This window comes from Desulfotignum balticum DSM 7044 (assembly GCF_000421285.1).
GTDB lineage: Bacteria > Desulfobacterota > Desulfobacteria > Desulfobacterales > Desulfobacteraceae > Desulfotignum > Desulfotignum balticum.
Map to the genome: position 1 here is coordinate 3,702,823 of NZ_ATWO01000001.1, position 24,770 is coordinate 3,727,592.

General features: G+C 52.1%; 19 protein-coding genes and 1 pseudogene. 4 read left to right on the forward strand and 16 right to left on the reverse strand.

The annotated features are described in order from the left end of the window. Nucleotides 1-29: 29 nt before the first annotated feature. The 11 genes and pseudogenes from fdhD to K365_RS0118735 form a co-directional block, all read right to left on the reverse strand. Nucleotides 30-920 (reverse strand): formate dehydrogenase accessory sulfurtransferase FdhD, encoded by an 891-nt coding sequence (fdhD, locus tag K365_RS0118690; RefSeq protein ID WP_024335808.1) that lies wholly within the window; start codon nucleotides 918-920, stop codon nucleotides 30-32. 249 nt (nucleotides 921-1,169) lie between these two features. Further along, nucleotides 1,170-1,769: a 2Fe-2S iron-sulfur cluster-binding protein gene (locus K365_RS0118695; RefSeq protein WP_024335809.1), complete on the reverse strand. Its 600-nt coding sequence runs from the start codon at nucleotides 1,767-1,769 to the stop codon at nucleotides 1,170-1,172. Nucleotides 1,770-1,775: 6 nt separating this feature from the next. Next, the gene (locus K365_RS0118700) at nucleotides 1,776-3,707 is read right to left on the reverse strand and encodes an NADH-quinone oxidoreductase subunit NuoF (RefSeq protein ID WP_024335810.1); all 1,932 of its coding nucleotides are present in this window, start codon (nucleotides 3,705-3,707) and stop codon (nucleotides 1,776-1,778) included. 9 nt (nucleotides 3,708-3,716) lie between these two features. Beyond that, a complete protein-coding gene (locus K365_RS0118705; protein ID WP_006965655.1) occupies nucleotides 3,717-4,169 on the reverse strand; it encodes a complex I 24 kDa subunit family protein in 453 nt (150 codons plus the stop codon). Between the two features lie 28 nt (nucleotides 4,170-4,197). Continuing rightward, nucleotides 4,198-4,389 carry a helix-turn-helix domain-containing protein gene (locus tag K365_RS29625; protein WP_492207309.1) on the reverse strand — a complete coding sequence of 64 codons (192 nt, stop codon included), beginning with the start codon at nucleotides 4,387-4,389 and terminating at the stop codon, nucleotides 4,198-4,200. Nucleotides 4,390-4,581: 192 nt separating this feature from the next. After that, nucleotides 4,582-4,902 (reverse strand): annotated as a pseudogene (locus K365_RS29630) (hydrogenase iron-sulfur subunit); the annotation flags it as partial. Nucleotides 4,903-5,008: 106 nt separating this feature from the next. Next, the gene (locus K365_RS0118715; protein WP_492207310.1) at nucleotides 5,009-7,915 is read right to left on the reverse strand and encodes a 4Fe-4S binding protein; all 2,907 of its coding nucleotides are present in this window, start codon (nucleotides 7,913-7,915) and stop codon (nucleotides 5,009-5,011) included. Further along, nucleotides 7,916-8,146, reverse strand: coding sequence for an FAD-dependent oxidoreductase (locus K365_RS29635; RefSeq protein ID WP_006965652.1), 231 nt, complete (start codon nucleotides 8,144-8,146; stop codon nucleotides 7,916-7,918). 65 nt (nucleotides 8,147-8,211) lie between these two features. Beyond that, nucleotides 8,212-9,363 (reverse strand): (Fe-S)-binding protein, encoded by a 1,152-nt coding sequence (locus K365_RS0118725; RefSeq protein ID WP_024335813.1) that lies wholly within the window; start codon nucleotides 9,361-9,363, stop codon nucleotides 8,212-8,214. A gap of 12 nt (nucleotides 9,364-9,375) precedes the next feature. After that, a complete protein-coding gene (locus tag K365_RS0118730) occupies nucleotides 9,376-9,924 on the reverse strand; it encodes a 4Fe-4S dicluster domain-containing protein (protein ID WP_006965650.1) in 549 nt (182 codons plus the stop codon). Between the two features lie 17 nt (nucleotides 9,925-9,941). Beyond that, nucleotides 9,942-11,939 carry an aldehyde ferredoxin oxidoreductase N-terminal domain-containing protein gene (locus K365_RS0118735; protein WP_024335814.1) on the reverse strand — a complete coding sequence of 666 codons (1,998 nt, stop codon included), beginning with the start codon at nucleotides 11,937-11,939 and terminating at the stop codon, nucleotides 9,942-9,944. Between the two features lie 579 nt (nucleotides 11,940-12,518). Here K365_RS0118735 and K365_RS0118740 point away from each other — a divergent pair. The 3 genes from K365_RS0118740 to K365_RS0118750 all read left to right on the forward strand — a co-directional run bounded on the left by K365_RS0118740 (nucleotide 12,519) and on the right by K365_RS0118750 (nucleotide 15,441). Beyond that, on the forward strand, nucleotides 12,519-13,514 hold the full coding sequence (locus K365_RS0118740; protein WP_024335815.1) for a TRAP transporter substrate-binding protein: 996 nt from the start codon (nucleotides 12,519-12,521) through the stop codon (nucleotides 13,512-13,514). A 119-nt stretch (nucleotides 13,515-13,633) separates the two neighbouring features. Further along, nucleotides 13,634-14,128 (forward strand): TRAP transporter small permease, encoded by a 495-nt coding sequence (locus K365_RS0118745; RefSeq protein WP_024335816.1) that lies wholly within the window; start codon nucleotides 13,634-13,636, stop codon nucleotides 14,126-14,128. Further along, entirely contained in the window at nucleotides 14,125-15,441 is a 1,317-nt protein-coding gene (locus K365_RS0118750; protein WP_024335817.1) for a TRAP transporter large permease, read from the forward strand. The genes K365_RS0118745 and K365_RS0118750 overlap by 4 nt, the downstream gene beginning before the upstream one ends. 57 nt (nucleotides 15,442-15,498) lie before the next feature. On the opposite strand, the gene K365_RS0118755 is transcribed toward K365_RS0118750, so the two are convergent. Together K365_RS0118755 and K365_RS0118760 are read right to left on the reverse strand one after the other, a co-directional pair. Continuing rightward, nucleotides 15,499-18,288, reverse strand: coding sequence for a BamA/OMP85 family outer membrane protein (locus tag K365_RS0118755; RefSeq protein ID WP_024335818.1), 2,790 nt, complete (start codon nucleotides 18,286-18,288; stop codon nucleotides 15,499-15,501). A 47-nt stretch (nucleotides 18,289-18,335) separates the two neighbouring features. Further along, complete coding sequence (locus tag K365_RS0118760) at nucleotides 18,336-22,238, reverse strand: translocation/assembly module TamB domain-containing protein (RefSeq protein WP_024335819.1); 3,903 nt, start codon at nucleotides 22,236-22,238, stop codon at nucleotides 18,336-18,338. Between the two features lie 267 nt (nucleotides 22,239-22,505). On the opposite strand from K365_RS0118760, the gene K365_RS28515 reads away from it, so the two are divergent. Continuing rightward, nucleotides 22,506-22,781 carry a type II toxin-antitoxin system HicB family antitoxin gene (locus K365_RS28515; protein ID WP_024335820.1) on the forward strand — a complete coding sequence of 92 codons (276 nt, stop codon included), beginning with the start codon at nucleotides 22,506-22,508 and terminating at the stop codon, nucleotides 22,779-22,781. On the opposite strand, the gene K365_RS0118770 is transcribed toward K365_RS28515, so the two are convergent. The 3 genes from K365_RS0118770 to sixA form a co-directional block, all read right to left on the reverse strand. Beyond that, nucleotides 22,771-23,190, reverse strand: a complete 420-nt coding sequence (locus K365_RS0118770; RefSeq protein ID WP_024335821.1) for a VOC family protein — start codon at nucleotides 23,188-23,190, stop codon at nucleotides 22,771-22,773. The genes K365_RS28515 and K365_RS0118770 overlap by 11 nt on opposite strands. A gap of 181 nt (nucleotides 23,191-23,371) precedes the next feature. Continuing rightward, entirely contained in the window at nucleotides 23,372-24,061 is a 690-nt protein-coding gene (locus K365_RS26785; protein ID WP_156887745.1) for a hypothetical protein, read from the reverse strand. An 86-nt stretch (nucleotides 24,062-24,147) separates the two neighbouring features. Then, nucleotides 24,148-24,603 carry a phosphohistidine phosphatase SixA gene (sixA, locus tag K365_RS0118780; RefSeq protein ID WP_024335823.1) on the reverse strand — a complete coding sequence of 152 codons (456 nt, stop codon included), beginning with the start codon at nucleotides 24,601-24,603 and terminating at the stop codon, nucleotides 24,148-24,150. Nucleotides 24,604-24,770 lie beyond the last annotated feature (167 nt).

Here is a 24,770-nt window from a genome sequence, read left to right on the forward strand (position 1 = left end):
TCAGATTCGGGGGTAAGTCCTCCCAGGCTTCAGGAGATTCCCCGCATGTAATTGCTGTTGTGAATAAAACGGTGCTCACCGCATACCACCATGATCTGGTCTTCTCCGACAGGAAACGCCAGAGTCATGTTCAATGATTTTCCCATGGTCGCTGCCAGGGCCGTGGGCCGGGAATTGGAAATAATCACCGGAATCCGGGCCCGGGCCGCTTTCTGAACCAGTTCATAGCTGATCCGGGATGACAAAACCAGAATCCGGGCCCGAGCCAGGGTATGATCCAGAAACGCTTTGCCCACGGCCTTGTCCAGACCGTTGTGTCGGCCGACATCTTCGGCAAATGCCAGGGTCTCTCCATCAGGGCCGAACAGCAGGGCGGCATGGGACCCCCGGGTCCGCTGGTAGAATTTCTGATTTTTGGACAGAGCGGCGATACAGGTCATGGCCCGGTCCAGGGACAGCTTGAATCCGTCCGGGGCCGGCTGCACCGAAGACTGAATGTCTTTGAGCATCTCTTTGCCGCAGATACCGCAGCTGGTCTGGCTGACAAAGCTTTTTCGCTTGAGCAGATGACCGATCTTATTTTTGCGCTCTTTTGTCAGCCAGATATCGATGACATTGGGATCCAGGTTGACATCATATCCGATGGTCCGGATATCTTCCGGCCGGTTCACCAGGCCCTCCCCCAGACAGAACCCGGCCGCATGCCAGATTTCATTGCCCGGGGTCCGCATCACCACGGAATAGGGGTGGTCCTCGATGCGGATCAAAAAAGGCTCTTCCCCGATCAGGTCCATGGAAATGGGATCGCAGGTGTCAGTACTGCATTCAAACACCCTGAACTGCTGGGTATGTCTTTTTTTGATATCCACCCTTTTTCCGATCCTTTTGTCCTGGATTATCGTCATAAAATAATTTTTCATTTTACCTGGTTTCCATCAAAAAGTCCATGCTTATGCACCAGGAAACACACGGTCCATTCATTCCTGCCGGCCACCCATCTATTTCAGGCCTTCATCGCTATTGAATTTTCTTACCACGAAGACCACGAAGAACACGAAGAAATAGTCTTTTCATATACTTCGTGTTCTTCGTGGTTTTAAACAATCAAATCAAAGTAATTTCATCCTGATATTCTGCACAACTTGCCGCATTTTTGAATCAACTGGTTATCAATTATGCCCTGCACCCGGAAACGTCATGGCCTGGGCATAGACAAATGCGGCCTGGAGATAGGAGGTGGGGCACAAGGGAAAGCACGCCTTGCAGTCATTGCAGTATTGGGCCGCAATTTCCGGTACAAAGCTGATCTCTTTGTTGATGCCCCGGTCCACGAATCCGATGGCGTTTTTCTGGGCCACTTCCGCACAATACCGCACGCACAGGCCGCAATGGATGCAAAAAGAAGGATCGCTTTCATACCGGTTGGGGTCTGCCCCGTAAACTTTTGCCAGTTCCACCAACTGAGGCGCATCCGGTGCATGGGCCATGAGCAGCTCAAGAATGGTTTTACGCAGCCGGTCCACTTTTTCAGACCGGGTTCTCACGATGATACCGCCGGCTGCCGGGAATACGCAGGACACCACATACTTGGTCCAGCCCCGGTCCTCCACTTCCACGATACACAGCCGGCAGCCGCCGAACGGCTCCAGTTTTTCATGATGGCACAGGGTGGGGATATAGATCCCGTGTTTCTGGGCCACTTCCAGAACAGTCATGCCCGGAACCGCTGTCACGGTCTGTCCATCGATTTCAAATTGTATATCACCCATGATGGCCTATCCTTTCTCTTTCGTTTTTTTCCGGATGGTGCGCTCTTCTTCGGGCACGGGGTCCGGCACGGGTTCACCTGAGAGTTTGACCACGGAAGAAAATTTCGGCGGACACACCTCAAAACAGGTGCCGCACCGGGTGCATTTATCCTGATCAATGATGTGGATCAGGTTCTTGTCTCCGTTTATGGCATCAGCCGGGCACTGCTTGCGGCAGGTGCCGCAGCCTGTGCATCTGTCCGGATCAATGTAAAAATTGATCAATTCCTTGCAGGCCAGGGCCGGACACCGTTTGTCGTTGATATGTGCCTCATATTCTTCTCTGAAATATTTCAACGTACTTAAAAACGGATTGGGCGCACTTTTTCCCAGGGCGCACAAGGACGCTTCCACGGCGGTTTCCGCCAGTTCCTCCAGCAGTTCGATATCGCCTTGTTTGCCTTTGCCCTGGGTGATATTGGTCAAAATCCGGTGCATCTGGCGCAGCCCTTCTCTGCAGGGCACGCACTTGCCGCAGGATTCATCCGTGAGAAACGCGATAAAATATCTGGCCACGTCCACCATGCAGGTGTCCTCGTCCATGACGATCATGCCGCCGGATCCCATCATGGACCCGGCCTTGGTGAGTTCGTCAAACCCCACCTGCAGGTCCAGCAGGTGTTCCGGGATACAGCCCCCGGAGGGTCCGCCCGTCTGAACGGCCTTGAATTTCTTGTTGTTGGGAATCCCGCCGCCGATATCATAGATGATTTCTCGTAATGTCATGCCCATGGGCACTTCCACCAGACCGGTGTTGGTGATTTTTCCCACCAGGGAAAAGATCTTGGTGCCTTTGGAGCTGTCCGTGCCCACGGAGGTGAACCAGTCCGCTCCTTTGTCGATGATCAAGGGGATGTTGGCCCAGGTTTCCACGTTGTTCAAAACCGACGGCCGTTCCCACAATCCTTTGACATTGGACCGGACATACTTGGGCCGGGGTTCTCCGGCCTTGCCTTCCAGAGACGTCATCAGGGCCGTGGATTCTCCGCACACAAACGCCCCGGCCCCCTGGTGCACGATCACCTTGAAGTCAAAGCCGGACCCCAGAATGTTCTCTCCCAAAAGCCCGTAATGTTCCGCCTGCTGGATGGCCAGATGAATGTTTTTCACGGCCAGCGGATATTCCTGTCGCACATAAAAATACCCTTCATGGGCGCCGACGGCATATCCGCCTAAAATCAGTCCTTCCAGGATGGAATGGGGATTGCCCTCCAGAAGGGCCCGGTCCATGAACGCGCCGGGATCACCTTCATCCGCATTCACGATCACATATTTGATGGGCTCTTTTGCATTTCTGGAACCTTCCCATTTTCGGCCGGCCGGAAACCCGGCCCCGCCCCGGCCCCGGATATTGGATTTTTTCACCTCTTCCAGTACTTCCAGATCGGTCATCTGACCCAGGGCCTTGGCCAGGGCCGCATATCCGCCCAAAGCCAGGTAATCTTCAATGCGCTTGGAATCGATTTTGATGTTGTTGCATAACACCGTGCGCTGCTGGGACCGGTAAAACGGAATATCCGATTCCTTGACGGCCCGTTCCCCTGTGGCCGGGTCTTTGTAGCACAACCGTTCCACCACCTGTTTGTTTTCAATGGTCTGTGCCACGATCTCGGGCACATCTTTGGCCTGCACCTGAAGATAACAGATCTCTTCGGGATAGATCACCACCACGGGGCCCTGTTCACAGAATCCCGGGCATCCCGTTCCTTTGGTGGACACTGTGGCGGACAACCCTTTTGCCTCGATCTCCTTTTCAAATACGGCAATGACTTCATCCGCACCCGATGCCACACACCCGGCACCCGCACAAATGGACACACAGGGGCTGTCAGGATCTCTTCGGGACAATATCTCCTGCCGAAAACTTTCCAACGCTTCCGGCGTTTCTAACCGTGCCATAATTTTCCCCTATTCATATGTTTTCAAGGCTTTGGACGCCTTGACCGGTGACATTTTTCCATGAACCTTGCCGTCCACTTCCATCACAGGCCCCAGGGCGCAGCACCCCAGACAGTTGACCGTCTCCAGGCTGAATTTCAGATCCAGATCCGTCTCTCCGGGCTTGATGCCCGTGGCTTCCTCCACTGTATCCAGAATCCGGGTGGCGCCTCTGACATGACAGGCCGTGCCCACACAGATATGCACTTTGTGCCGTCCTTTGGGCACCAGACTGAATGCCTTGTAAAACGTGGCAATATGCTGAATCCGGGTCATGGGAACGGACAGTTTTTCACTGACCCGCGCCAGCGCCTGTTTGGAAAGCCAGTTGTTCTCGCTTTGAATGTCCAGCATGATCTGGAGCAGATTGCTGGCCTCGCCATGGTGCTTCTCGATTATCTGATCTATTTTTTCAATTTCCATCGGATGCTTCCCACAAAATTAAGTTAGGTTATGCCCTGGCCAGTGCGTAACAATTACTGGCCGTATCATATTTGACCATACCGTGACGGGAAGAGGTGATCATATGACGGGACACCTCGGACGGGTTCAACCCCAGCTGCCCGGAGATATCACCGGTGGACAGCGGTTTCTCCTTTAACAGCAGCAGAATCTGGCTCACGGCCAGTTTGTCCGTGAGCATCCGGTCAAACAGGTCATCCGTGTCCGGGCGGCTGAAAAATGCCTGATAGGCTTTTTTGGATTTCAGCGGCACCCGCAGTTTTTCTCTTTCCGCCAGGCGGATGAACGGCACCAGATTTCTGGCGGCCGCCAGCTTGAACTTCACCGTGTCCGGGTCCAGGCCTTCGCTGGATCCCAAAGGGCCTATTTCCGTGATCTGCCGGCTGAAGTCATCCGTATACTGGGCCAGCAGATGGCCGTCAGCCCCGGACATGAAGTCGGTTCTCAGCCGGTCCGGGTTCAGACCGATATGGGTCAATATTCGTTTGGCGATATAGGTGTTGGCATAGGCATCGTAATTGCCGTGGGTGACATAGTTGCATTCATCGAGTTTGCATCCGCCGATGAACACCCCGTCGTGACCGTTGGAAAACGCCCGGAAGATAAACTCCAGGTCCACCCGGCCCGAACACATCACCCGGATCAGCCGCATCTCATTTGCATATTGTAGTCTGGAAACTCCAGCCAGGTCCGCTGCCCCGTATGCTCACCAGTGGCAGACAAATCCCAGCAGTTTCGGCTTAAATTCTTGACCTGCACTCATGGGTTAGGATCTCCTTTTTTTGAAAGGCTTTTCATATTCATGCCTCTTCCAGTGCGGCATCCATCTGTGCGGCAATCTGATCCGCTGTGACCGCCGCATCGATCTGTCCGAACAACGCCTCATTGGTAAAATGCTTGAGCACGATGGCATTGGTGGGACATTTGGCATTGCACAGCCCGTCGCCCTTGCACAGGACCGGATTGACAATGGCTTTCTTGCCTTTGGGCGTATCGTGAAACTGAATGGCCCCGTAGGTGCACGCCGTGATACAGGCCCCGCAGGATACGCATTCGTCTTCATTCACCTTGGCCACGGAACCCGATGCCACCACCGTGTCTTTGGACAACAGCGTGATCACCCTTCCGGCGGCCCCATAGGCCTGGTTGATGGTTTCCGGGATATGCTTGGGATAATGGGCCGTCCCACACAGAAACACCCCGTCCGCGGCAAATTCCACGGGTTTGAGTTTCACATGGGCTTCCTTGAAAAACTCGTCCGGGCTCAGGGTTACCTTGAACTTGGCCGCGATGTCATGAATGGATGCCGGCGGTCGGACCGCGGCGGCCAAAGACAGGATGTCGGCATCCAGTTCCAGGCGGTTCCCTAAAATCGGATCCGTCACGGTCACCCGGATCATGTCTTTGCCGCCCTCAGAGATGGCTTCCACCTCCGGCGGGTCTTCCGGGGTATACCGGATGAACTGCACCCCCAGTTCCGATGCTTTGCGATAGGCATCTTCTTTGAATCCATAGGTGCGCATATCCCGGAACAGAATATAGATGCGCATGTCCGGGTTCTTTTCCTTGAGTTTCAGGGCGTTTTTCACGGCATGGCCACAGCATACCCGGGAACAATAGTTGTGGGTCTCATTTCTGGAGCCCACACACTGAATCATCACCAGGCTTTCCGCTCCTGTGACCGTGTCATTGCCTTTGGCGATCTCTTCTCCGATCTCCAGATGAGTGAACACGGCATCGTTTTCCCCGTACAGATATTCCGTGGGGTTGTACACATCCGCACCGATGGCCAGCACCGACGCCCCGTGTTTGATGATTTTGGTGCGGCCTTCGGTTTGTACCGTGGTGGTGAAATTGCCCAGGTATCCGGCCACCTCTTTGATCTCGGCCTCATGGGACACATGAATATGGGGATTTTTATAAACTTTGGCAATCAGATCATCCAGATAGGCCTGCACTTCCAGGCCTTCCAGGGTGCCGTGAATCCGCCGTCCCATACCGCCCAGATCCTTGCTTTTTTCCACCAGTTCCACAGTATGTCCCTGGGCGGCAATGGACAATGCACAGGTCATGCCGGCAATGCCGCCGCCTACCACCAGGGCTGTTTTGTTCACGGGCAGATCAAATTCTTTCAAAGGTTCCAGATGCGCGGCCCGGGCCACGGACATGCGCATGATGTCTTTGGCTTTTTGGGTGGCTTCCTCTTTTTGTCTGGAATGGACCCAGGAGCAGTGCTCCCGGATATTGGCCATATCCAGGTAATACTGGTTGAGTCCGGCTTCTTGCAACGTATCTCTGAACAGCGGTTCCAGGGTTCGAGGCGAGCAGGCCGCGATCACCACCCGGTTCAGTCCTTTTTCAACGGCCAGATCCGTGATCTCTCTGGCCGAGTTGGTGGCACACGAAAAGATCTGTTCCTGGGCATAGACCACATGGGGCAGGGTTTTGGCGTATTCCACGGTGGACGGGACATTGACCACGCTGGAAATATTGGCCCCGCAATGGCACACAAACACACCGATCCTGGGTTCTTCATTGGACACATCCCGCTCTTCGGGATAAATCCTTTCCCTGGCCAGTTTGCCCCGGCGGAAATTCAGCATCTCCCCCACCCGGGATCCGGCCCCACTGGCGGTAAACACGGATTCCGGAATATCCGTGGGTCCCTGGAACGCGCCGGACACAAAAATACCGGGCCGGCTGGTCTGGACCGGGTTGGAAGAATCAATGTCACAGAACCCGTGGGCATTGATATCGATCTTGAATTTTTCCGCAATTTCCTTGTAGGCTTTGGGCGGGTTCAATCCCACGGACAGCACCACCATGTCAAATTCTTCTTCCTTGACCCCTTGATCGGCCGTGGCATATCGAATTTTGATATTTTTGGTTTCCGGGTTTTCTCCGGCCACGGATGCATAGCTTCGGATGAACCGGGTATCGGGCAGGTCATCGGCCCGCTGGAAATACCGCTCAAAATCTTTGCCGAATGACCGGATATCATTATGAAACACTGTGCATTTGGCATCCGGGTCATGGTCCTTGGTCAGAATCATCTGCTTCTGAGTATAGGTGCAGCACACCCCGGAACAATAGGAGTTGTCTCCCGGTGTCACCCTTCTCGATCCCACACACTGAATCCAGGCGATATTTTTGGGGTGTTGCTTGTCGCTGCCCCGCCGCACCTCACCGCCGTAAGGACCCGTGGAGGATAAAAGCCGTTCGTAATCCATGCTGGTGACCACATTGGTATACTGGGAATACCCGTATTCCTCCCGGGCGGACGGATCAAACGGGGTAATTCCGGACGACAGAATCACCGCCCCCACATTGATCCTTGTCCGGGTGGGTTTCTGGCGGAAATCAATGGCCCCGGTCTGGCACACCCCCCGGCAGATGTCGCACTTTTTCTCTGACAGGTACAGGCAGGAGTCGTCTATATAGGCCACCAGAGGAATGGCTTGTGAAAAATAGACATGCACGGCCTTGTTGTTGGAAATTCCCTGGTTGAACGCATCCGGATATTCCACGGGGCAGTATTCCATGCAGGTGGTGCACCCGGTGCATTTTTCTTCGATAATATATCTGGGGCGGGTTTTTAAAGTGACCTGAAAGTCCCCTTTCTCGCCCTCGATGGTTTCTACTTCCGTAAATGTGAGTACTTCGATGTTGGGATGCCGGCCGACCTCGACCAGTTTGGGTGAAAGTATTCACATGGAGCAGTCGTTGGTGGGAAAGGTCTTGTCCAGCTGGGACATGTGTCCGCCGATACTGGGATTTTTTTCCACCAGATAAACCCGGAATCCGGCAGTGGCCAGGTCTAAAGAGGCCTGAATGCCGCTGACGCCGCCGCCCACCACCATCACATCTCCGAAATCTCTGCCGGCAACGCTGTCGGAAAACAGCTGCATTTTATCTATTGGGAGTATGTCATTTACCACTTTTTATCTCCTCATCATATCGTTATCACATGCTTGTGAAAATACCCGGTTTCAACCCGGTCCTTTTACAGCATGTCATTGATGATTTCCGTAATATCTCTGATCTCCAGGATATCTTCATATGCCAAATTCAGGCGGCTTTCTTCAAAATTGGTGATACAATAGGGGCATGAGGTCACCAGCACTTTGGCCCCCACATCCGTGGCCTGTTTCAGCCGGATGTCGGAAAACCGCTCGGACTGGGGCGTGTCCATCCAGATCCGGCCCCCGCCGCCGCCGCAGCACAGGCTGTTTTTCCCGTGATCCACCATTTCCAGCAGGGTCAGCCCCTTCACCTTTTCCAAAAGCAGCCGGGGGGCATCGTAAATATTGTTGTGCCGACCCAGGTAACAGGGATCATGGTAGGTCACGATCTCATCCATCTCCTTGGTCAGTGTCAGGCGCCCGGCATTGATCAAATCCAGCAGATACTCGGACATGTGAATCACCTCAAAGTTCACCATGAACTCCGGGTATTCGTTTTTAAAGGTGTGGTAGCAGTGCGGGGAAGACACCAGGATCTTTTTAACGCCTGCATCGATAAAGGTCTTGATGTTGGTTTTGGCCAGATCGATGAACACGTTTTCACTGCCGATCTTGCGGATACTTTCTCCGCAGCAGTTCTCCTTGTCCGCCAGAATACCGAAATCAACGCCGGCCTTATTCAGAATATTGGCCGTGGCCCGGGCCACTTTTTTCATGCGCGGGTCATAGGAAAAATAACAGCCCACAAAATACAGGATCTCCATGTCCGATTCAAAAGGCTTGACATCCAGATCCTTGGCCCAGTCTCCCCGGGACGCCCGCTCTCCCTGGAGGGGATTGCCCTCGGAAATCACACTGGCCCGGGCACTTCGGGCGGATTTGACGGACGCGGGAAACACCTCGTATTCTGTGGCCACCCGGCGCAGGGCCTGGCTCACCTCGATCTGACCCAGGCCTCTCGGGCACTGGGACGGACACCGGCCGCAGGTGGTGCACCGCCAGATATCCTCGCCTTCGATTTCCGTCAATCCGAAAGCGGCTTCTCTCACCAGCCTTCGCATGCTGAAATCCCGGACCCGGTTCCACGGGCACACCGTGTCGCACAGCCCGCACTGGAAGCACAGCTGGAACGGGTCCCCTCCGGCTTCCTTTATCTCGTCGATTACTTCTAAAAAAGGCGCTAAGGTCTCCATGGGTGTGTCCTTTTATTTGCTTTTGTCATCTTTGGACATGCGGGCCAGGGTGTCCATCATCGTCTGTATGCCGAATTTGTCCGCCAGAGATTCCAGACCCAGTTCCAGGTCTTCCATCTCCTCCTGCTCTTCCACCTCTTCTTCCCGCTCTTCCAGGGTCAACGCATCCACCAGGCACCACTTGACACACAACGGCTCATCTTCGCCTTCACACATATCACATTTCAGCGGCAGACCGGAATCCGGCTCCTTGAACTCTTCTCTGGACGGACAGGATGCCCGGCAAAAGGAGCATTCGTCATATTCCTTGCCGTCGATGGTGTATTTGTCCCGGCCCGCACATTCCGCCATGGTATATTCCCCGGCATACACGGGCACATAAATATCCCGCAGCGGTTCTCGGATGATCCGGATCCGGGATCTGGCCGGGTTATTCGAACTGTACTTAGGCGATGCATGAAACGCGGAGCAGATCACTTCACAGGCCCGGCACCCATTGCACTTGTCCACGTCGATCTTTATGGTTTTTACGATTTTCTTTTCTTTTGTTTTACCAGCCACTGTCTGAGCCCTCCACGCTATTGGGTCTGTGTTTCTGTCTGCACATCTGCGGTTTCATCTTCAGTAAGGATGCCCCGCTGGATAAAATCATCCGCCACATAGCCTAACCCCATTTTCTCCAGGGCCTCTTTGGTGGGAATCCCTTCCTTGTTCCAGCCTTTCAACTGGTAATAGCCATCCAGCAGTTTTTCCTCCAGTTCAGGGAACCTTTTTTTCCAGTGATTCTCAGGCGGTCTGTCATCTTCTCGTCTCATGCCCCGCCGGATATTCACGGCCCGTACCAGGGTCCGGTACCGCTTGGCTGCATCGGAGAGCGTTTCTTCGTCCATGTCGATACCGGCCCCGGCAGAGATGAATTTGGGATAATTATGAATATGGTAAGGGGGTTTGAGCGGAAAAGAGGACAACCCGGCACACTGGCCCAGCGCGTCATCGATGTAATGCATCATCTCCTGCCATTCCACAATGTCACAGGTCATCTCCACGGTGGGATAATAGGGGATGGAATTTTCTCCCCGCAGTTCCCAGTCAATAAAATACTGTTTGAATTTTTCGTGGGGAACCTGAATCCAGTCTTCACAGAATTTTTCTCTGTGTTCACGCTTGGGAAAAGGTGCCTGGGGAAACTGACCCTCGATCTGGGTGATATTGATCTTTTCTCCCACAGCATACATCAGAAAATAGATGGGGTTGAGCATGGACAGTTTCAAGGGCAGCTGTTCATGCTTTTTGATGGTGTTGTGGGCATATTCTTCGGCCCCGTTGCCGATCTCTTTGGCAGCCCAGTAGGTGCCCTTGGCCAGGACATCGCCGATGCCTTCCCGGTTCACGATCATGTCCAGCAGATAGAAAAACCGGTCCTCGTTTGATTCCGGCAGGCCCGGGAAATCATCGGGTTTTAAAATCCCGGCTTCCAGCAGTTCCAGGGCAAAAGCCATGACCTGGGGGGTGGAAAACCCGTCCAGCCCGTATTCCGTGGCTTTCTGGGCGATCCTGAGACCAAAGTCCAGATCGGAATACGCCGCCATGGTATAGGTCAGTTTGGTAAAGCATTTCATCATATAGGTGGGCACACCGGGCATGGAGATGGTGGCCCCGCATTTCATGGGACAGTTGAAACAGGAGATGAGCCGGGTCCGGGCCCCTTCCAGGGTGTCGGTCCATGCTTCTTCGATCTCCTCGTTCCAGAACCCTTTGCGCCGGGTCCGGGAGTTGCCCCACATGAAATTCTCCGTGTGCCATTTTTCGTCATGCACTTTCATCTCCTGGGGAGATCCCAAACCCTGGAGAATCGTCATCACACCTTTAATGGGATTGTCCTCCCGGTGTTTGATATAGGCCAGGACATCGTTGCACAACGTGATAAATTCTTCGGGCTTTGCCAGGTTGATGTCTTTGGTACCCCGCACGGCAATGGCTTTGACCCGCTTGTCCCCCATGACCGCACCGATGCCGCCGCGGCTGGCCGAGGACCGGCCCTGTTCCACGGAAGCATAATATACCCTGTTTTCACCGGCCAGGCCGATGGCCGCCACCTGGGCTTTGGGCTGTTTGAGTTCCTGGCGGATCATTTCAGCCGTTTCCACAGACCCTTTGCCGGCCAGGTGCGATGCATCCCGGATTTCCACGGTATCATTGTGAATCCACAGATACACCAGTTTTTCAGACTTACCCCGCAAAACCACTTTGTCATATCCGGCATATTTAAGTTCCGGGGCCCAGAATCCGCCCATCATGGAAAACGCCATCAATTCCGTCTGGGGGGAAATAGTGGACAAAATCGTCCGGTTGCAGCCCGTGGCAGGTGTGCCGCAGAGCAGGCCTGCACTGAAGATCAACAGGTTTTCCGGAGAAAAGGGGGTCACTTCCGGACCCACCCGGTCCCATAAAATCTTGGCATTTGTTCCCAGCCCCCCCAGATAGAGTGCTGTATCCCTGGGGTCGGTCGCCACCTTTTCGATGTTCCCCCGGGTAAGATCAACCTCTAAATTGAATCCTGTTTCTGCGTACCTCATGTTATTCCCCTTGTTAACTTTTACCTGAAATACCTTGTCACCTTAAATCCCTGACATCCTTTTTTATCCGAGTGCCACACTCGATTCCAGCGTTTTTATATACATCACATACAATGTGATCATGATTACGCTACATTGTAACTACCTGTCAAGAAAAAATCGACATCCGGCTGATTAAGCCGGATCCGGGAAAATCGGTCCGGATCTCCTTTTTTCCCGGTACTTCACAACCTCAGCTATTTATTAGATACATTATAGATACAAAACAGCTATGTCAAGTTTTTTTTCGATTTCCGGATCAAGTCAGAAAAAGCCCGGGACAAACTCAGCGCTGCCAATGGAGATAGCCCATGAATTCAAATTGGTTGACATATCAACCAATTATTCCGGGTTTTTCTATTTTAAACCATATTTTTTTCTTGACAGGGTTTCACATCTTTAAATATAGTGTCAATATTCAGCTTAATTATAGTTACATTGTAACACTAATTTTTCAAAATGAAAGGAGGTGGACGCTTCCCCCGTATATCGCTTATTATTTTTCCTTTTTCAGAACCCATTTTTCAGGAGGTCAACACGATGAAAAGGTTTACGATCCCGGCATTGCTTGTTTTTTGCTTTTGTACGTTTTTTACATTGAATGCAACGGCCAAGACCCAACTCACTTATTCCAATTTCTTTCCCCCCACCCATATCCAGAGCCAGCTGGCTGAAGCATGGATTAAAGAAGTGGAATCCCGCACCAACAGTGAGATCACCATCAATTATTTTCCGGCCGGCACCTTGACCAAGGCCCCTCAGACCTACGACGGGGTCGTCCAGGGAATTGCCGATATCGGCATGACGGTTCTGGCCTATTCCAGAGGACGTTTTCCCATTGCCGCAGCCATTGACCTGCCCATGGGATACACATCCGGTGTTCAGGCCACCAGTATTGCCAACGGCGTATTGGAAAAATTTGATCCCGAAGAGTTCAAAGATACAGAACTGATGTTCCTCCACGCCCACGGCCCCGGACTGCTCCATACCCGTGACAAGGAAGTGAGAACGCTGGATGACTTCAAGGGATTGAAAATCAGAGGTACGGGCACCAGTGGAAAAGTAGTGGCAGCCTTAGGCGGCTCTCCGGTGGGAAAAGCCATGGGTGAAACCTATCAGATGCTCCAGAAAGGGGTTGTGGATGGATCACTCCACCCCTTGGAAACCAACAAGGGCTGGAAAGTCGGTGAAGTGGTCTCCTATATGACCCAGAACTTCTCCACGGCCTATACCACCACCTTTGCCGTATTCATGAACAAGGACAAATGGAACAGCCTGACCCCGGAACAGCAGAAAATCATCCGGGAGGTCAACGCGGAATTCGCACTGAAGCACGGACAGGCGTGGGACGAATCTGACGAAGAAGGTATGGCATTTTTCCTGGAAAAAGGCGGCAAAGTCATTCCCCAGTCGGACGAACAGTCAAAGATCTGGGCTGACCAGGCTGCCAGCGTGATTGATGAATATGTTCAGAGCGCGTCTGAAAAAAATATTGATGGTCAGGCTATTGTGGATTATATCAAAGCCAATTTATAAACATGCCGGTTTCAACCCATCTGGCATATGACAGGCAACCCGGAAGGATGGTTTACCGCCGGGTTGCCTGTTGCCTGTTGCCTGATAAAAAACAGATTACCTCAAAAACAGGATGGATTATGCGTGTTATTTCCCAGGCGTTGAACAAATTTTCCGATTTGCTGAAACTGATCGGTGCCGTCGCCCTCACCGCCATGATGATGTTGACGGTGGTGGATGTCATCGGCCGATTTTTCAAATCTCCGATTTTCGGCTCCGTGGAACTGGTGGGATTTCTGGCAACCATTATTGTGGCTGCGGCCCTGCCCTATACTTACAAAATGGACGGCCATGTGGGGGTGGAAATCCTGGTTCGGCTGCTGCCTGAAAAGACCCAGGTCGGGATCGATATTCTCACCCGGACCCTGACATTTGTCCTGTTTCTTCTGATCACCTGGCAGATGTTCCTGTATGCCGAAGATATCCAGCATACGGGTGAAGTATCCATGAACCTGGAATTCCCCATTTATTACATTGTTTACCTGCTGTCGTTCGGCCTGCTGATTTTTACAGTGATGATAGTAGAAATGATTTTTCAAGACATCCAAAAATTACGAAAGTTGAGTGAGAAATGAGCCCGACACTTATTGGCATTATCGGTATCCTGATCATGCTCCTCATGTTTCTGACACGGATGCCCGTGGCCTTTGTCATGGCCACCGTGGGCTTTGTGGGATTTTCCATTGTGATCAGCACGGATGCCGGTCTGGTCCTGTTGTCCAGAAACATTTATGAAACCTTTGATTCCTATGATCTGACCACCATCCCGCTGTTCATTCTCATGGGGCAGCTGGGGTTCAACTCCGGTATCAGCAAGCGGCTCTATAATGCGGGTTACAAATTCCTAGGCAATATCCGGGGAGGACTTGCCATGGCAACCGTGACTGCATGTACGGCATTTGGTGCGGTTTGCGGCTCCAGTCCAGCCACTGCCGCCACCATGGCCACCGTGGGGCTGCCGGAGATGAAACGGTATAACTATAACGACGAACTGGCCACGGGATGCGTGGCATCCGGCGGTGGTATCGGCATGATCATGCCCCCGTCCGTGGTGCTGATTATTTACGGCATTCTCACGGAACAATCCATCGGGGCTTTGTTTGTGGCCGGGATCTTTCCCGCCCTGCTGGTGACACTCTTGTTCATCCTCTGCATCTACATCCGCTGTCGTATCTCACCGGAACAGGGCCCTAAAGGCGAACGCTTTTCCTGGCCCCAAAAACTGAGATCCCTGCTGGGATTGATCGAAACCCTGATTGTATTCGTCCTGGTCATCGGCGGTATTTTCATCGGGCTGTTCACGCCCACGGAAGCGGCGGCCATTGGTGCCTTCGGTGTGCTGCTCATCGCGTTGGTCCGGCGCCAGATCACCTGGGAAGGGTTTGTCAAATCTTTGATGGAAACCCTGCGGACCTCCTGCATGGTGCTCATGCTCATTGCCGGTGCCGTAATTTTCGGCAAATTTCTGGCCGTCACACGCATCCCCTTTGAGATCGCCGGCTGGGTGTCCGGCCTGGAAATATCACCGGTACTGGTTCTGGGCGTGATCCTTATGATCTATTTTTTCGGCGGCTGCTTCATGGATGCTCTGGCTTTTGTCACTTTGACCGTTCCCATTTTCTTTCCCGTGGTGATGGAGCTGGGATATGATCCTATCTGGTTCGGTATCATCATTGTGATGGTCACGGAAATGGGGGTGATCACCCCGCCGGTAGGCATCAATGTGTATGTGGTCTACGGGGTGGCAAAAAATGTCCTGGATGAAGGGGTTCCTCTGGAAAAAATCTTCAAAGGCATTTTCCCTTTTCTCATCGCCGTTATCGTGGGTGTGCTGATCCTGATTATTTTCCCGCAGATCATCATGTTTTTGCCAAATCTCATGTACTGACACAGTTTGAAGAAGGCCGCACCGTCGAATTCTGCCGACGGTGCGGCCTTTCTGTTTCTAGAACGTGTACCCGATGGAAAAATGCAGACGACCCGAATCTTCACCCGTTTCAGGATTCAACCGGTACCCGTAAAGCAGCCCCACCGGACCCACGGGTGTCATATACCGAAGCCCGGATCCGATCGTATACTTAACTCCTTCATTACGACCGGCTCTCGGGGTGTCCTGCAACGTGCCGGCATCCACAAAAATCGGCAGTTCCAGGTTCCCCCCCAGATCGATCCGGGCCTCGATGGAACCGGCTATCTGGGTTTTTCCCCCCACAGGATCCCCGAATGCATCCACGACGAGTTCATTTTCACCCACCCCCCGGACATCTGAAATCCCCCCCAGAAAAAACAACTGATCATCGGGCAGAAGTGCGTCCGAAGAAAAATTCTGCAACGTGCCGTACATGGCCTGAAATGCCAGAACCAGCCGGGAAAAAGGCTGATAATAATATTTGGCGTTTGCCTGGTATTTCATGAAATTGTCCAGGTCCTCAAACATATCCCGGGTGTACCCGGCAGAGGCGTTGAAATAAAATCCCCGGGTGGGCCGGGCATAAGAATCCACGGAAGACCAGGTCACAAAAGGGGTGGCGGAAAGAATCCCCCGGGCCGCATAGATTTCAGGATCCGTGCCCGTGTTGTTTCCTGTGGGATACTGTTCTCTGGACTCCAGACCGAAACGGGTTCCCAGAGTCAGGTGTTGGGTCACGGGTTTTTCAAACATCAGGGAAGATCCATATTTTCGGGTACCGAAATTCTGATTTTTGAGTTCTTCTTCAGACATATAGATATTGGCATCCGAGTACACCCGCCGGGCAAGAAAATCATAATCCGTGACACCCAGAACAGCATCATATCCAATGCCGGACACTTCAGCATTCAGATAGAGCCTCCGGTTGGTTCCCAGCCAGTTGCGGTCACCGGCGGACACGGCAAGATACGCATCTTTGGAGGTATCATACCCGATGCTGGTTTCCAGAAAATACGGATTTTTTTCTTCCACTTCCGCTGTGAAAAAAACCTGATCCAGTTTTTCCTGAACCCCGATGGCTTTGAAATTTACCCGATCCAGGCACTGGAGATCCCTGACATCGTTTTGAAGGGTCAAAAATCCATCCAAAGAGACAGGATCCCCTTGTTCCAGGGTATTGTGCCGGAGGATAACGTCCTCTTTGGTATCAAAATTACCGAACACCCAGACCCCGCCCACGGTGGCCATCTGATCCGGTGTCACCTGGAAAACCACTTTGCAGTCTTTGCCGTCCGAAACAACCCGGGGGGTGACTTCCGAATAAATATACCCGTGCTCCCCTAAAAGAGTAAGGATCTCAATCCGGTCTTCATCCACCCGGGAGGGCAGAAAAAATTCGTTTTCCCGGGTTTTGATGGTCTGATGAAACACGGCCGGGTCGATGCCTTTTGGAATCCCTTCAAAAACAACCTTTGTGACCTGTTTGCGATATCCTTCCGTCACATCAAACACCACATCCGCGACGTTTTGGTTTTTATCCTCTTGTTCTTTCCAGGTCACATCCGCAGTGACCCGGGTATTTTCAAACCCCTGGCTTTTATAAATATTTTCAAGGGTCTGACGATCCGACTCCGGCATGTTTTCAACCAGCGGCCCGTCATAGAACAGGCTTTTTCCCCGGGTATTGAGATGGGAGGACAGGGACTTTTCATCCAACGCATTCACCCCTTTGATCAAGGTGGTGTCCACCAGATACCGGGTGTTTTCATGTAGCAAGATCTCTATATCCCGCACCGGTTTCTGGCCTTGCGTCCCGCTTTTCGCCGTGAAATCCACTTCACAATCCCTGTAACCGGCTTTTTCATACCGCTCCCGGATTGCTTTGATGCTGCGTTTAAGCCCGAAATCATTTCGGTTTCCCTTTGACCAGAGGGTCAGATCCTTTTTCAGGGTCCGGTCGCTGAACTCCCTGTTTCCAGAAAAAGACACCCGGTATTTCGGCCCTTCTTCGATGTGAATCGTCAATCGGCTGATTTTTTGTTCCAAATCCGTGTGCAGGTCAGAGGTCACCGTGGCATCCACAAATCCTTTTTTCCGGTAAAACGACAGCAATTCTTTGACATCCGCCGCCACTTCGGACGAGACGGTTTTGCTGCCTTTGCTCCAGAAAAACAACGGCAGTTGATAGGATTTCATGCGCATTTTCAACCGGGTATCGGAAAATGTCCGGTTCCCGTGGATCTCAATGTCAACGGTCCTGAGGGGCACATTTTTTTCCACGTCAATGAATACGTTTTTTTCCAGATTTCCCGCTGTTTCCGTGCGAATATGAACCTGGGCATCCACATACCCTTTTTCCTTCATCACGGATTCCATGGCCCGGATATTTTTCTTTACCTGATCCTCAAAAAACGGCCCTCCGATCCTGTAATCCGTGGCCCGGACAATGGACTGACTGAAAACAGGGAACGCCCCGGTCACCTTGATGCGTTTCACCTGCACCACGGGAGTCAACTGAAAAATCAGGGAAATGGATTTTGCATCCAGGTCCGGATCCGGTACGTGAATGGCGCTGAACTGTCCGGATTGTTTCAAGAGTGAAAGCGTGGTGTTCAAGGCTCCGGCATCCAACCGGTCTCCGGGTTGCAACTGAATCATCCCGACGGCCATAGAGAGCAATTTCGCCTGCCGTTCCCGTGTCCCGCCCTGTATGTCTACATCAATTTTTTCAATGACGGGGCGGGTTGTTTCAGCATGGACTGAAACGATCCATCCGGTCATTGCCGGGATCAACCATAAACACAGCATCACCCGGCTGACGGTCATTATACATTGTCTTATCTTATCCATGGTCTTTGGTGATTTCATCGGATCTATCTGAACTCCAGTTTCAGGGTGATTTCGGTTCCAAAATCCCCTTGTGAATCGTTAAAGGCCCTGAGTATGACGTTTTCCAGCATTTTATATTCCGCTGAATTGGTATGAACGGTTTCCTGTTCTTCGGTTTCCATGGAATAAATCACCTCCAGCCGTTCCGACAATTTCTTGCCCATGGTGACACTGACATTGCCCCCCTGCCCGTCCGACTCATCGTACCCGAGCTTGAATGTATCCAGGGGCGTGGATGATGACACTTCCTTGCCGATCATTTCCGATGCCTTGTCCGCCAGAATACCGGTATAGGATCCGCCGCCTTTGCCCAGTTCCCGGGTGGTCTTGCCGATGATCAGCAAAGACAGGATATCTTCATGGGTTTCTGCAGGACTGGCATATAATTTAAATCTGAGATTGTCCATTTTCCCGCTGACATCCATATAAATGACCCATTTGCGAATGGCCGTGCTGGCCTGAAGGGTGATTTTCGGATCGATCCTGAATGGATCCACAAAATCGATGATTCCTTTGTCAATTTCGAACTGACGCTTATGATAGACCACGGTCCCTTCCGCAATATCGGCCCTTCCCGTGAGCACGGGCTGACGGACGGTACCGCTAATTTTAAGATCCGGCGCCACCATGATAAAGGCCAGATTGTTATCCAGTAAAAAAGGATCTTTATAATTCACATCAATGTCCAGGGTCGTTTTTTCAAAAAAAGAAGGCCCGCCGGATTTCGAGGGCATGTCAACCGGCCCGGCACGGCCCATTTTCCGGCTTTCCAGGGCCTCGGCCAGATCAAAATCAAAATCTTTGTAAAATTCGCCGTGAATCAATTGCACGGAACCGGTCACCCGGGATTTCTCCCGGGAGCCGGAAAACGTCAGATCCGTGTTGAATGCCGCATCCAGAGTATCTTCAATGGATACCCCCACATGGTGAGCCAGGACCCTGGCCTGGCCGGTTACGGGCAAAAAATTTTCCAGCCCCAGGTCCCCGGAGATATCCAGGGTTCCCTGGCCGAGTTCCGCTGACAGAGCCTCAATTTTTAATTGATCATTGGACAACGTCACCATTCCGTTGAGGTTTGACACCGTCAGGCCGGCTTCCGGAACCGGATAATACAGCTTGTCCAAAACGATTCCGGCATTGATCTGTGGATCATGAAACGATCCGGCCACATCGGCATCCAGTTTCAGGGAACCGGCGGCCGGTTTCAGTTGTTCTGTAATCTGCGGCGGCAGGTCCATATTTATCCGCCCCCTGGATTCGATCTGTCCGTCAACATGTCCTGTGATACCGAAAATTCCCGCCGCATTGACAAACGGGTCCAACGGTGTGGCAGAAAATGTCGCTGTGACATCAAAGGCCGAAGTCTCCGGATTGAATGATGCATCCAGAAGAATGCTCTGGTCCAGGGTCAACTGCAAATCCAGGCCTTTTTCATCCAACCGGTTCAATCCCAGATCCGCCTGAACGGATTTGACCGGAATCATCCCCCCGGCTTCTGCGGTTGACACATCATTGGAATCTGCTGCATGGGTATGCAAAAGATCCAGGTGCACATCCTTGAAAGACAACCGTCCGTTCAGGTCTGAAATTTCCGGCAACGGAGATTCCGGATGCCAGGACAGGTCTGTCAGGCTTATGAGCGCATTGACATCCGGCTGATCAGCCATACCCGATATATCCGCTTTAATGGTGATCCCCCCTTTGGCAGCTGCCAAAGGGGTTTCAAGGGGTGCGGTCACATCCCGGGGCAGGGTGCCCCCGGACCGGACCCAGCCTTCCACGCCGCCGCTGATATTAGTGATGCCCACAGCTCTCAGCAACGGACTGAAATCGCCGGCATTGAAATCAATATCCAAGGTATATGCCGATTTTTTCATATCCAGCACACCGGAAATGTCAGCCAGATTTTCCAGAAACAGGGAAAACCGATGATTATTCAGATCGATCATCGCTTCCAGGTCCTGCCGCGGAATCGTGATATCTTTGACCTCAGCAATGGCGACCGCGGTTCCCATGTCATAGTCCACATGGCTTTTCAGATCAAATTCCACATGGGTATCCAGAAACTGCGGATCCACATCCAGGTCTGACCGGGCCAGCACGGTTTTCGGCAGAATATTTCCCATGGTTTTCAAGAAGACCCGGATTCTTTTTTTAAGTACAAATCCGGTATCAAAAAGATCTGCATCCCCTGACACAGCCAGATCCAGGCCCGGACCCCGAACCGTGAAATCCGTGAGAGTTGCCCGGCCTTTTGGATCCAGGTTCCCTTTGAAATCAACCAAATCCACAAGGATACCGGCCGCTGCCAACTCCCGGCCGGCCAGGGTAACGCTGATATCCGGCCCGCTTATGGGGCCGGTCGCCTGAACCGCCGCATTCACCCGGCCTTTGGCCGGAGACAGCCCAAACGTCTGGGTGACCGCATACAGATCATCTGAAGACACGGTAAGGGACATGTCCAATATCTGGTCTGCCAGATGATATTTTCCGGATGCCTGCACCTGGGCCGGCCGGGTATCCACAGACAATTGATCCAGGGTCAGCAACTGGCTGTCCATATCTCCGGACACCTGAATATCCAGATCCAGAGGATCGATTTCCGACTGATCCTGTTTCAATCCTTTGAAAACGGCAGTCAGCTCGTACCCGGCAGCCAGGGTATCCACAGAAATACCCTGGCCCTGGATCCGGCCCCGGGAAGAAAATTTTCCAGAAAACCCGGGAACCCATGGGGCCAGGTGCTGGAAATCCCCTTCTGTCTGGTTGAATGACAAGGCATAATTGAGCTGCTCGAAATCATGGGCCGGACCCAGAAATCCATCCGGGAACACCCGGGACAGATCCGTTGATCCGGAAAAGGCGGCCTGGATTCCCAGCAGGTCGACCCGCCCCTGTTCAAGGTGCAGCACCCGGTTGGCCAGATTCATGGCAATATCCAGGCTGCCATCCTGCATATCCGGCGCCATGGCGAGCTGCTGCCCTTTGATCCGAACCTGAACGGCCGGGTCGTTGACAGGTCCCTGTCCGGCCACTGTCAAATGGATATTTCCGCCCAGATCGGGCATTTCTTGTGATATGTGAGACACCGCAGCCAGATCGGCGGTGATATCCAGTGTCAGATCCATGTGCGGATTGTGAAACAGATCATCCACGGATCCGGCTGCCGCAAGACCCCCCATTTCTGAATCCAGGTCCATGCGGAATGTGACCCATTTTTTCTCCTGCACGGAAGCAAAAACGTCAATCGTTCTGATGTCCAGGTTTTTTCCGGCACCGGAAAAAACCGCATCTCCCACATTGACGGTGATTTCCCCGGACATCTGTTGTAAATCCACCTCTTTTACCGTCACATGCAACGATCCAGCAGAAACCGTGTTTACAGGATCTGAGAATGACACGGCACTGCGGGTGATCTGTGCATTTTTGATTTTCACGTTCAACGGCAGGCCCGCCCCGGACGTCTTTGTTTCCGGAACCGCATCCGGGGTGTCTTCTCCGGCCACAAGGGCATCCAGAATATTCAACCCGCCGGCCTCATCTGCAACCAGATCCAGGTGAAGCCCATCAATCTGAAAATGGCTGACCTCCAACACCTTGTCAAACAATGCGCGCCAGCGGATCGAAAGGCCCAGTGAATCAAATACCAGACACAGATTTCCCTGGGAATCTCTCAGCCGGATATCTTCCAGCCGTATCAATGCGCCGCCGGCCAATACCTTTATCTGTCCGGCGGATATCGTGCCGGGAATCCGGGCATTGATCTGATCCACCACCAGATTCCGGGCATGATCCGTGCGGCTGTATCCGTAAATGCCGGCCATCAGAACTGCTATGCACACCAGAACGCCGGCCCCGGCAATTGCTATTTTTTTTTTAATACTCAAGTCGTTCCCCGTTTCTGTCTATCATCACTCTGGCAGTCACTTCGTACATAACTTGAAAATATATCATATCCTTGAAAAATATCCCACCAACAAATCAGACACAGACTTGACTTAAGCGACGATTCACATAGGCCGGTCACTTAAAAACAGTACCGCCCCAAAACGATTGTTTAATATATAAACCAGGGAGAGGGTAAATAACATCGCTTGACGTAAGAAATCTTCATAAGTGTTATCATGGTAGAATATAAAACAGGCATAACATAAATGCATACCCAGAAGATTGCCATTACCATGCCCACAGACCTGGTTGCCGTTATTGACGGAATCAGCCGGCTGAAGGGTATGTCCAGAAGTGGATTCATTTCTGCCGTTTTGAAAGAAAAAATCGCGTTAGAGAAAGAAAAACAGGTAAAAAACGAATACGACCGGGGCTTTGTCCTGCAGAATGATCTGCTCAATGACAGCAAATTGAATCCCGTTATCGTTGCCGCCATCACGTCGACAATGAAATTTGGCGAACTGCCGGGATCTATTTTCTGAAATCATCCCCTTTATCATCAATAAGTTCCAGCAGGACCCCGTTCATTTTTTTAGGATGGATAAAAGCAAACTCGCCGTCACGAAACGGCCTGGCCCCACCAATGAATGGATAGTCTTTTTCTTCCAGCTCGGCCATGGCCTCCCGGGTGTTGGCCACATTCAAACTGACCACCATCACGCCTTCGCCGTTTTTTTCGATGAATTTTGCCACATCCCCGTCCGGGGTCAAAGATTCCATGAGTTCAAACCCCACCTCACCAATCCAGTACCGCACCACCTTGATTTTTTCCGGTTCATCAATGTAGGCATCATCGGGCCCGCTTTTTCCCAGGACCGGTTCCCATATCCTGCGGGCCTGATCCAGATCCTTGACAGCAATGCAGATGTGATCGACCTTGTTGATTTTCAATTCATACCTCCCGGGCAAAAGATGTCATCCCACTGCTCCAGGAAGCATCCTTTTTTCTGTTTTCTTCAGGTAAAAATATTACCGGGTTATCGGCTGTTTGGCAAGCGTTGTCTAATATATGGCACACTCGGCCGTATTCGCTACAGACTGACGACTGACTGAATCAAGCATATGGAGTCGATCACTGTATCTGGGTGACAGTTGTCATGGGAGAGCCTGGCGGTCCACTTGGCCCTTTGAATTGTAAAAAAACCCCTTCCGGCACGGAGAACCAGTAATCGCTCTTCCAGAAGTGTGACAAAAGCCCTGTCAACGACAGCTTGATTCTCACTGCCTTTTTCATGACCCCATTCACATCGATCGTTTCCAATCCTTGTTTGACTGCTTTGATTTTGTGGACAGTCAGTGTGTCGGATCGGATGGTCCAGAACACTTTTTCCCGGTCCGTCGATGCAGCAAAACCGCGTAAAGACAATGAAGATGCCTGATACCAGTCAGTACCGTCAATTGGTATCGTCTTGTTCACAGGATCTCCCCGAAACCGCCCGGAAATGGAGATGGACGCTCCTGTTCGCACAGCAGTGAAATCAGACAGCCCGTTTTTTTCCGTCACATGCCAGCGATGTGTATCGTAATCCAGGCCGGTGGTTGTGACATGCCGCTCAAACGGCGACAAATAGGTCAGAATGAATGTATCCGCTTTTTCCAGGGTCCATGTGACCTCTTTGACCGCTTCCCCGGTCTGCTCGATGTAGGTGTGAGTTTCATGGGGATGGGATGATGATGCCGGAGCGGCCCGGACAATCAATAAGCCGCAACAGGCTGATACCACGCACAGGATCCAGAAAGGCAAGCAAAATAGTTGTTTCATATCCGGTAAGAATATCATTCAACTATTTGCACGCAGTTACATTTCCATTCGCTTTGTATTTTTCAACCGCGCTCCCGGACAAACCATCACCCGATGTGCGGATTCAGGGTCCACTTGATGTACCAGCCATTCTCATCCCGGTCCAGGCACACAATGCCGGAATTCTGGAACCGGATCACCTGCAGGTCCGGGTTCCCGGTCGTCAGAAAGGAGACCAGCCGCTCCATATAAGGCAGGTGCCCCACGATCATGATATTGGATTCCGGATCGATCCGGTTCCCCAGATCCGCGACATCGTCGATGGGACCGATACCGTCCACCTGTTCCAGGGGTGCATCCTTCTTGAAAATATCCCTGAAAATTCCTGCGGTCTGTTCAGCCCGGGTTTTGCCGCTGTGCACGATTTTGGATACCGGCACCTGATACATCTTTGCCACGTCGGCAATTTTCATGGATTCCTGCCGGCCCGTGTCAGACAATCCTTTGGCCGGGTCCTTTTCCTTTGGCAGACTTTTTCCGTGCTGTACCAGATACACCGCCATGAAATCCTCCTTTTTCCGATTTTTGTTTCTTTATCGATCTTACCGGGTTGCCGGTAGTTTGACAAGTATTGCCTGTCATGCAGAATTCGGAAATGTTGAATCAATCCAGTTTATGATACCAGGCTATCTTCGTCTTGCAAGACACATTAATCATGCTACAATGTCAA

Excerpts from the sequence above, each read along its gene's own strand:
- fdhD (WP_024335808.1), bottom strand. The coding sequence starts at position 920 with ATGAAAAATTATTTTATGACGATAATCCAGGACAAAAGGATCGGAAAA.
- K365_RS0118695 (WP_024335809.1), bottom strand. The coding sequence starts at position 1,769 with ATGGGTGATATACAATTTGAAATCGATGGACAGACCGTGACAGCGGTT.
- K365_RS0118700 (WP_024335810.1), bottom strand. The coding sequence starts at position 3,707 with ATGGCACGGTTAGAAACGCCGGAAGCGTTGGAAAGTTTTCGGCAGGAG.
- K365_RS0118705 (WP_006965655.1), bottom strand. The coding sequence starts at position 4,169 with ATGGAAATTGAAAAAATAGATCAGATAATCGAGAAGCACCATGGCGAG.
- K365_RS29625 (WP_492207309.1), bottom strand. The coding sequence starts at position 4,389 with ATGCTCACGGACAAACTGGCCGTGAGCCAGATTCTGCTGCTGTTAAAG.
- K365_RS0118725 (WP_024335813.1), bottom strand. The coding sequence starts at position 9,363 with ATGGAGACCTTAGCGCCTTTTTTAGAAGTAATCGACGAGATAAAGGAA.
- K365_RS0118735 (WP_024335814.1), bottom strand. The coding sequence starts at position 11,939 with ATGAGGTACGCAGAAACAGGATTCAATTTAGAGGTTGATCTTACCCGG.
- K365_RS0118740 (WP_024335815.1), top strand. The coding sequence starts at position 12,519 with ATGAAAAGGTTTACGATCCCGGCATTGCTTGTTTTTTGCTTTTGTACG.
- K365_RS0118745 (WP_024335816.1), top strand. The coding sequence starts at position 13,634 with ATGCGTGTTATTTCCCAGGCGTTGAACAAATTTTCCGATTTGCTGAAA.
- K365_RS0118750 (WP_024335817.1), top strand. The coding sequence starts at position 14,125 with ATGAGCCCGACACTTATTGGCATTATCGGTATCCTGATCATGCTCCTC.
- K365_RS0118755 (WP_024335818.1), bottom strand. The coding sequence starts at position 18,288 with ATGACCGTCAGCCGGGTGATGCTGTGTTTATGGTTGATCCCGGCAATG.
- K365_RS28515 (WP_024335820.1), top strand. The coding sequence starts at position 22,506 with ATGCATACCCAGAAGATTGCCATTACCATGCCCACAGACCTGGTTGCC.
- K365_RS26785 (WP_156887745.1), bottom strand. The coding sequence starts at position 24,061 with ATGAAACAACTATTTTGCTTGCCTTTCTGGATCCTGTGCGTGGTATCA.
- sixA (WP_024335823.1), bottom strand. The coding sequence starts at position 24,603 with ATGGCGGTGTATCTGGTACAGCACGGAAAAAGTCTGCCAAAGGAAAAG.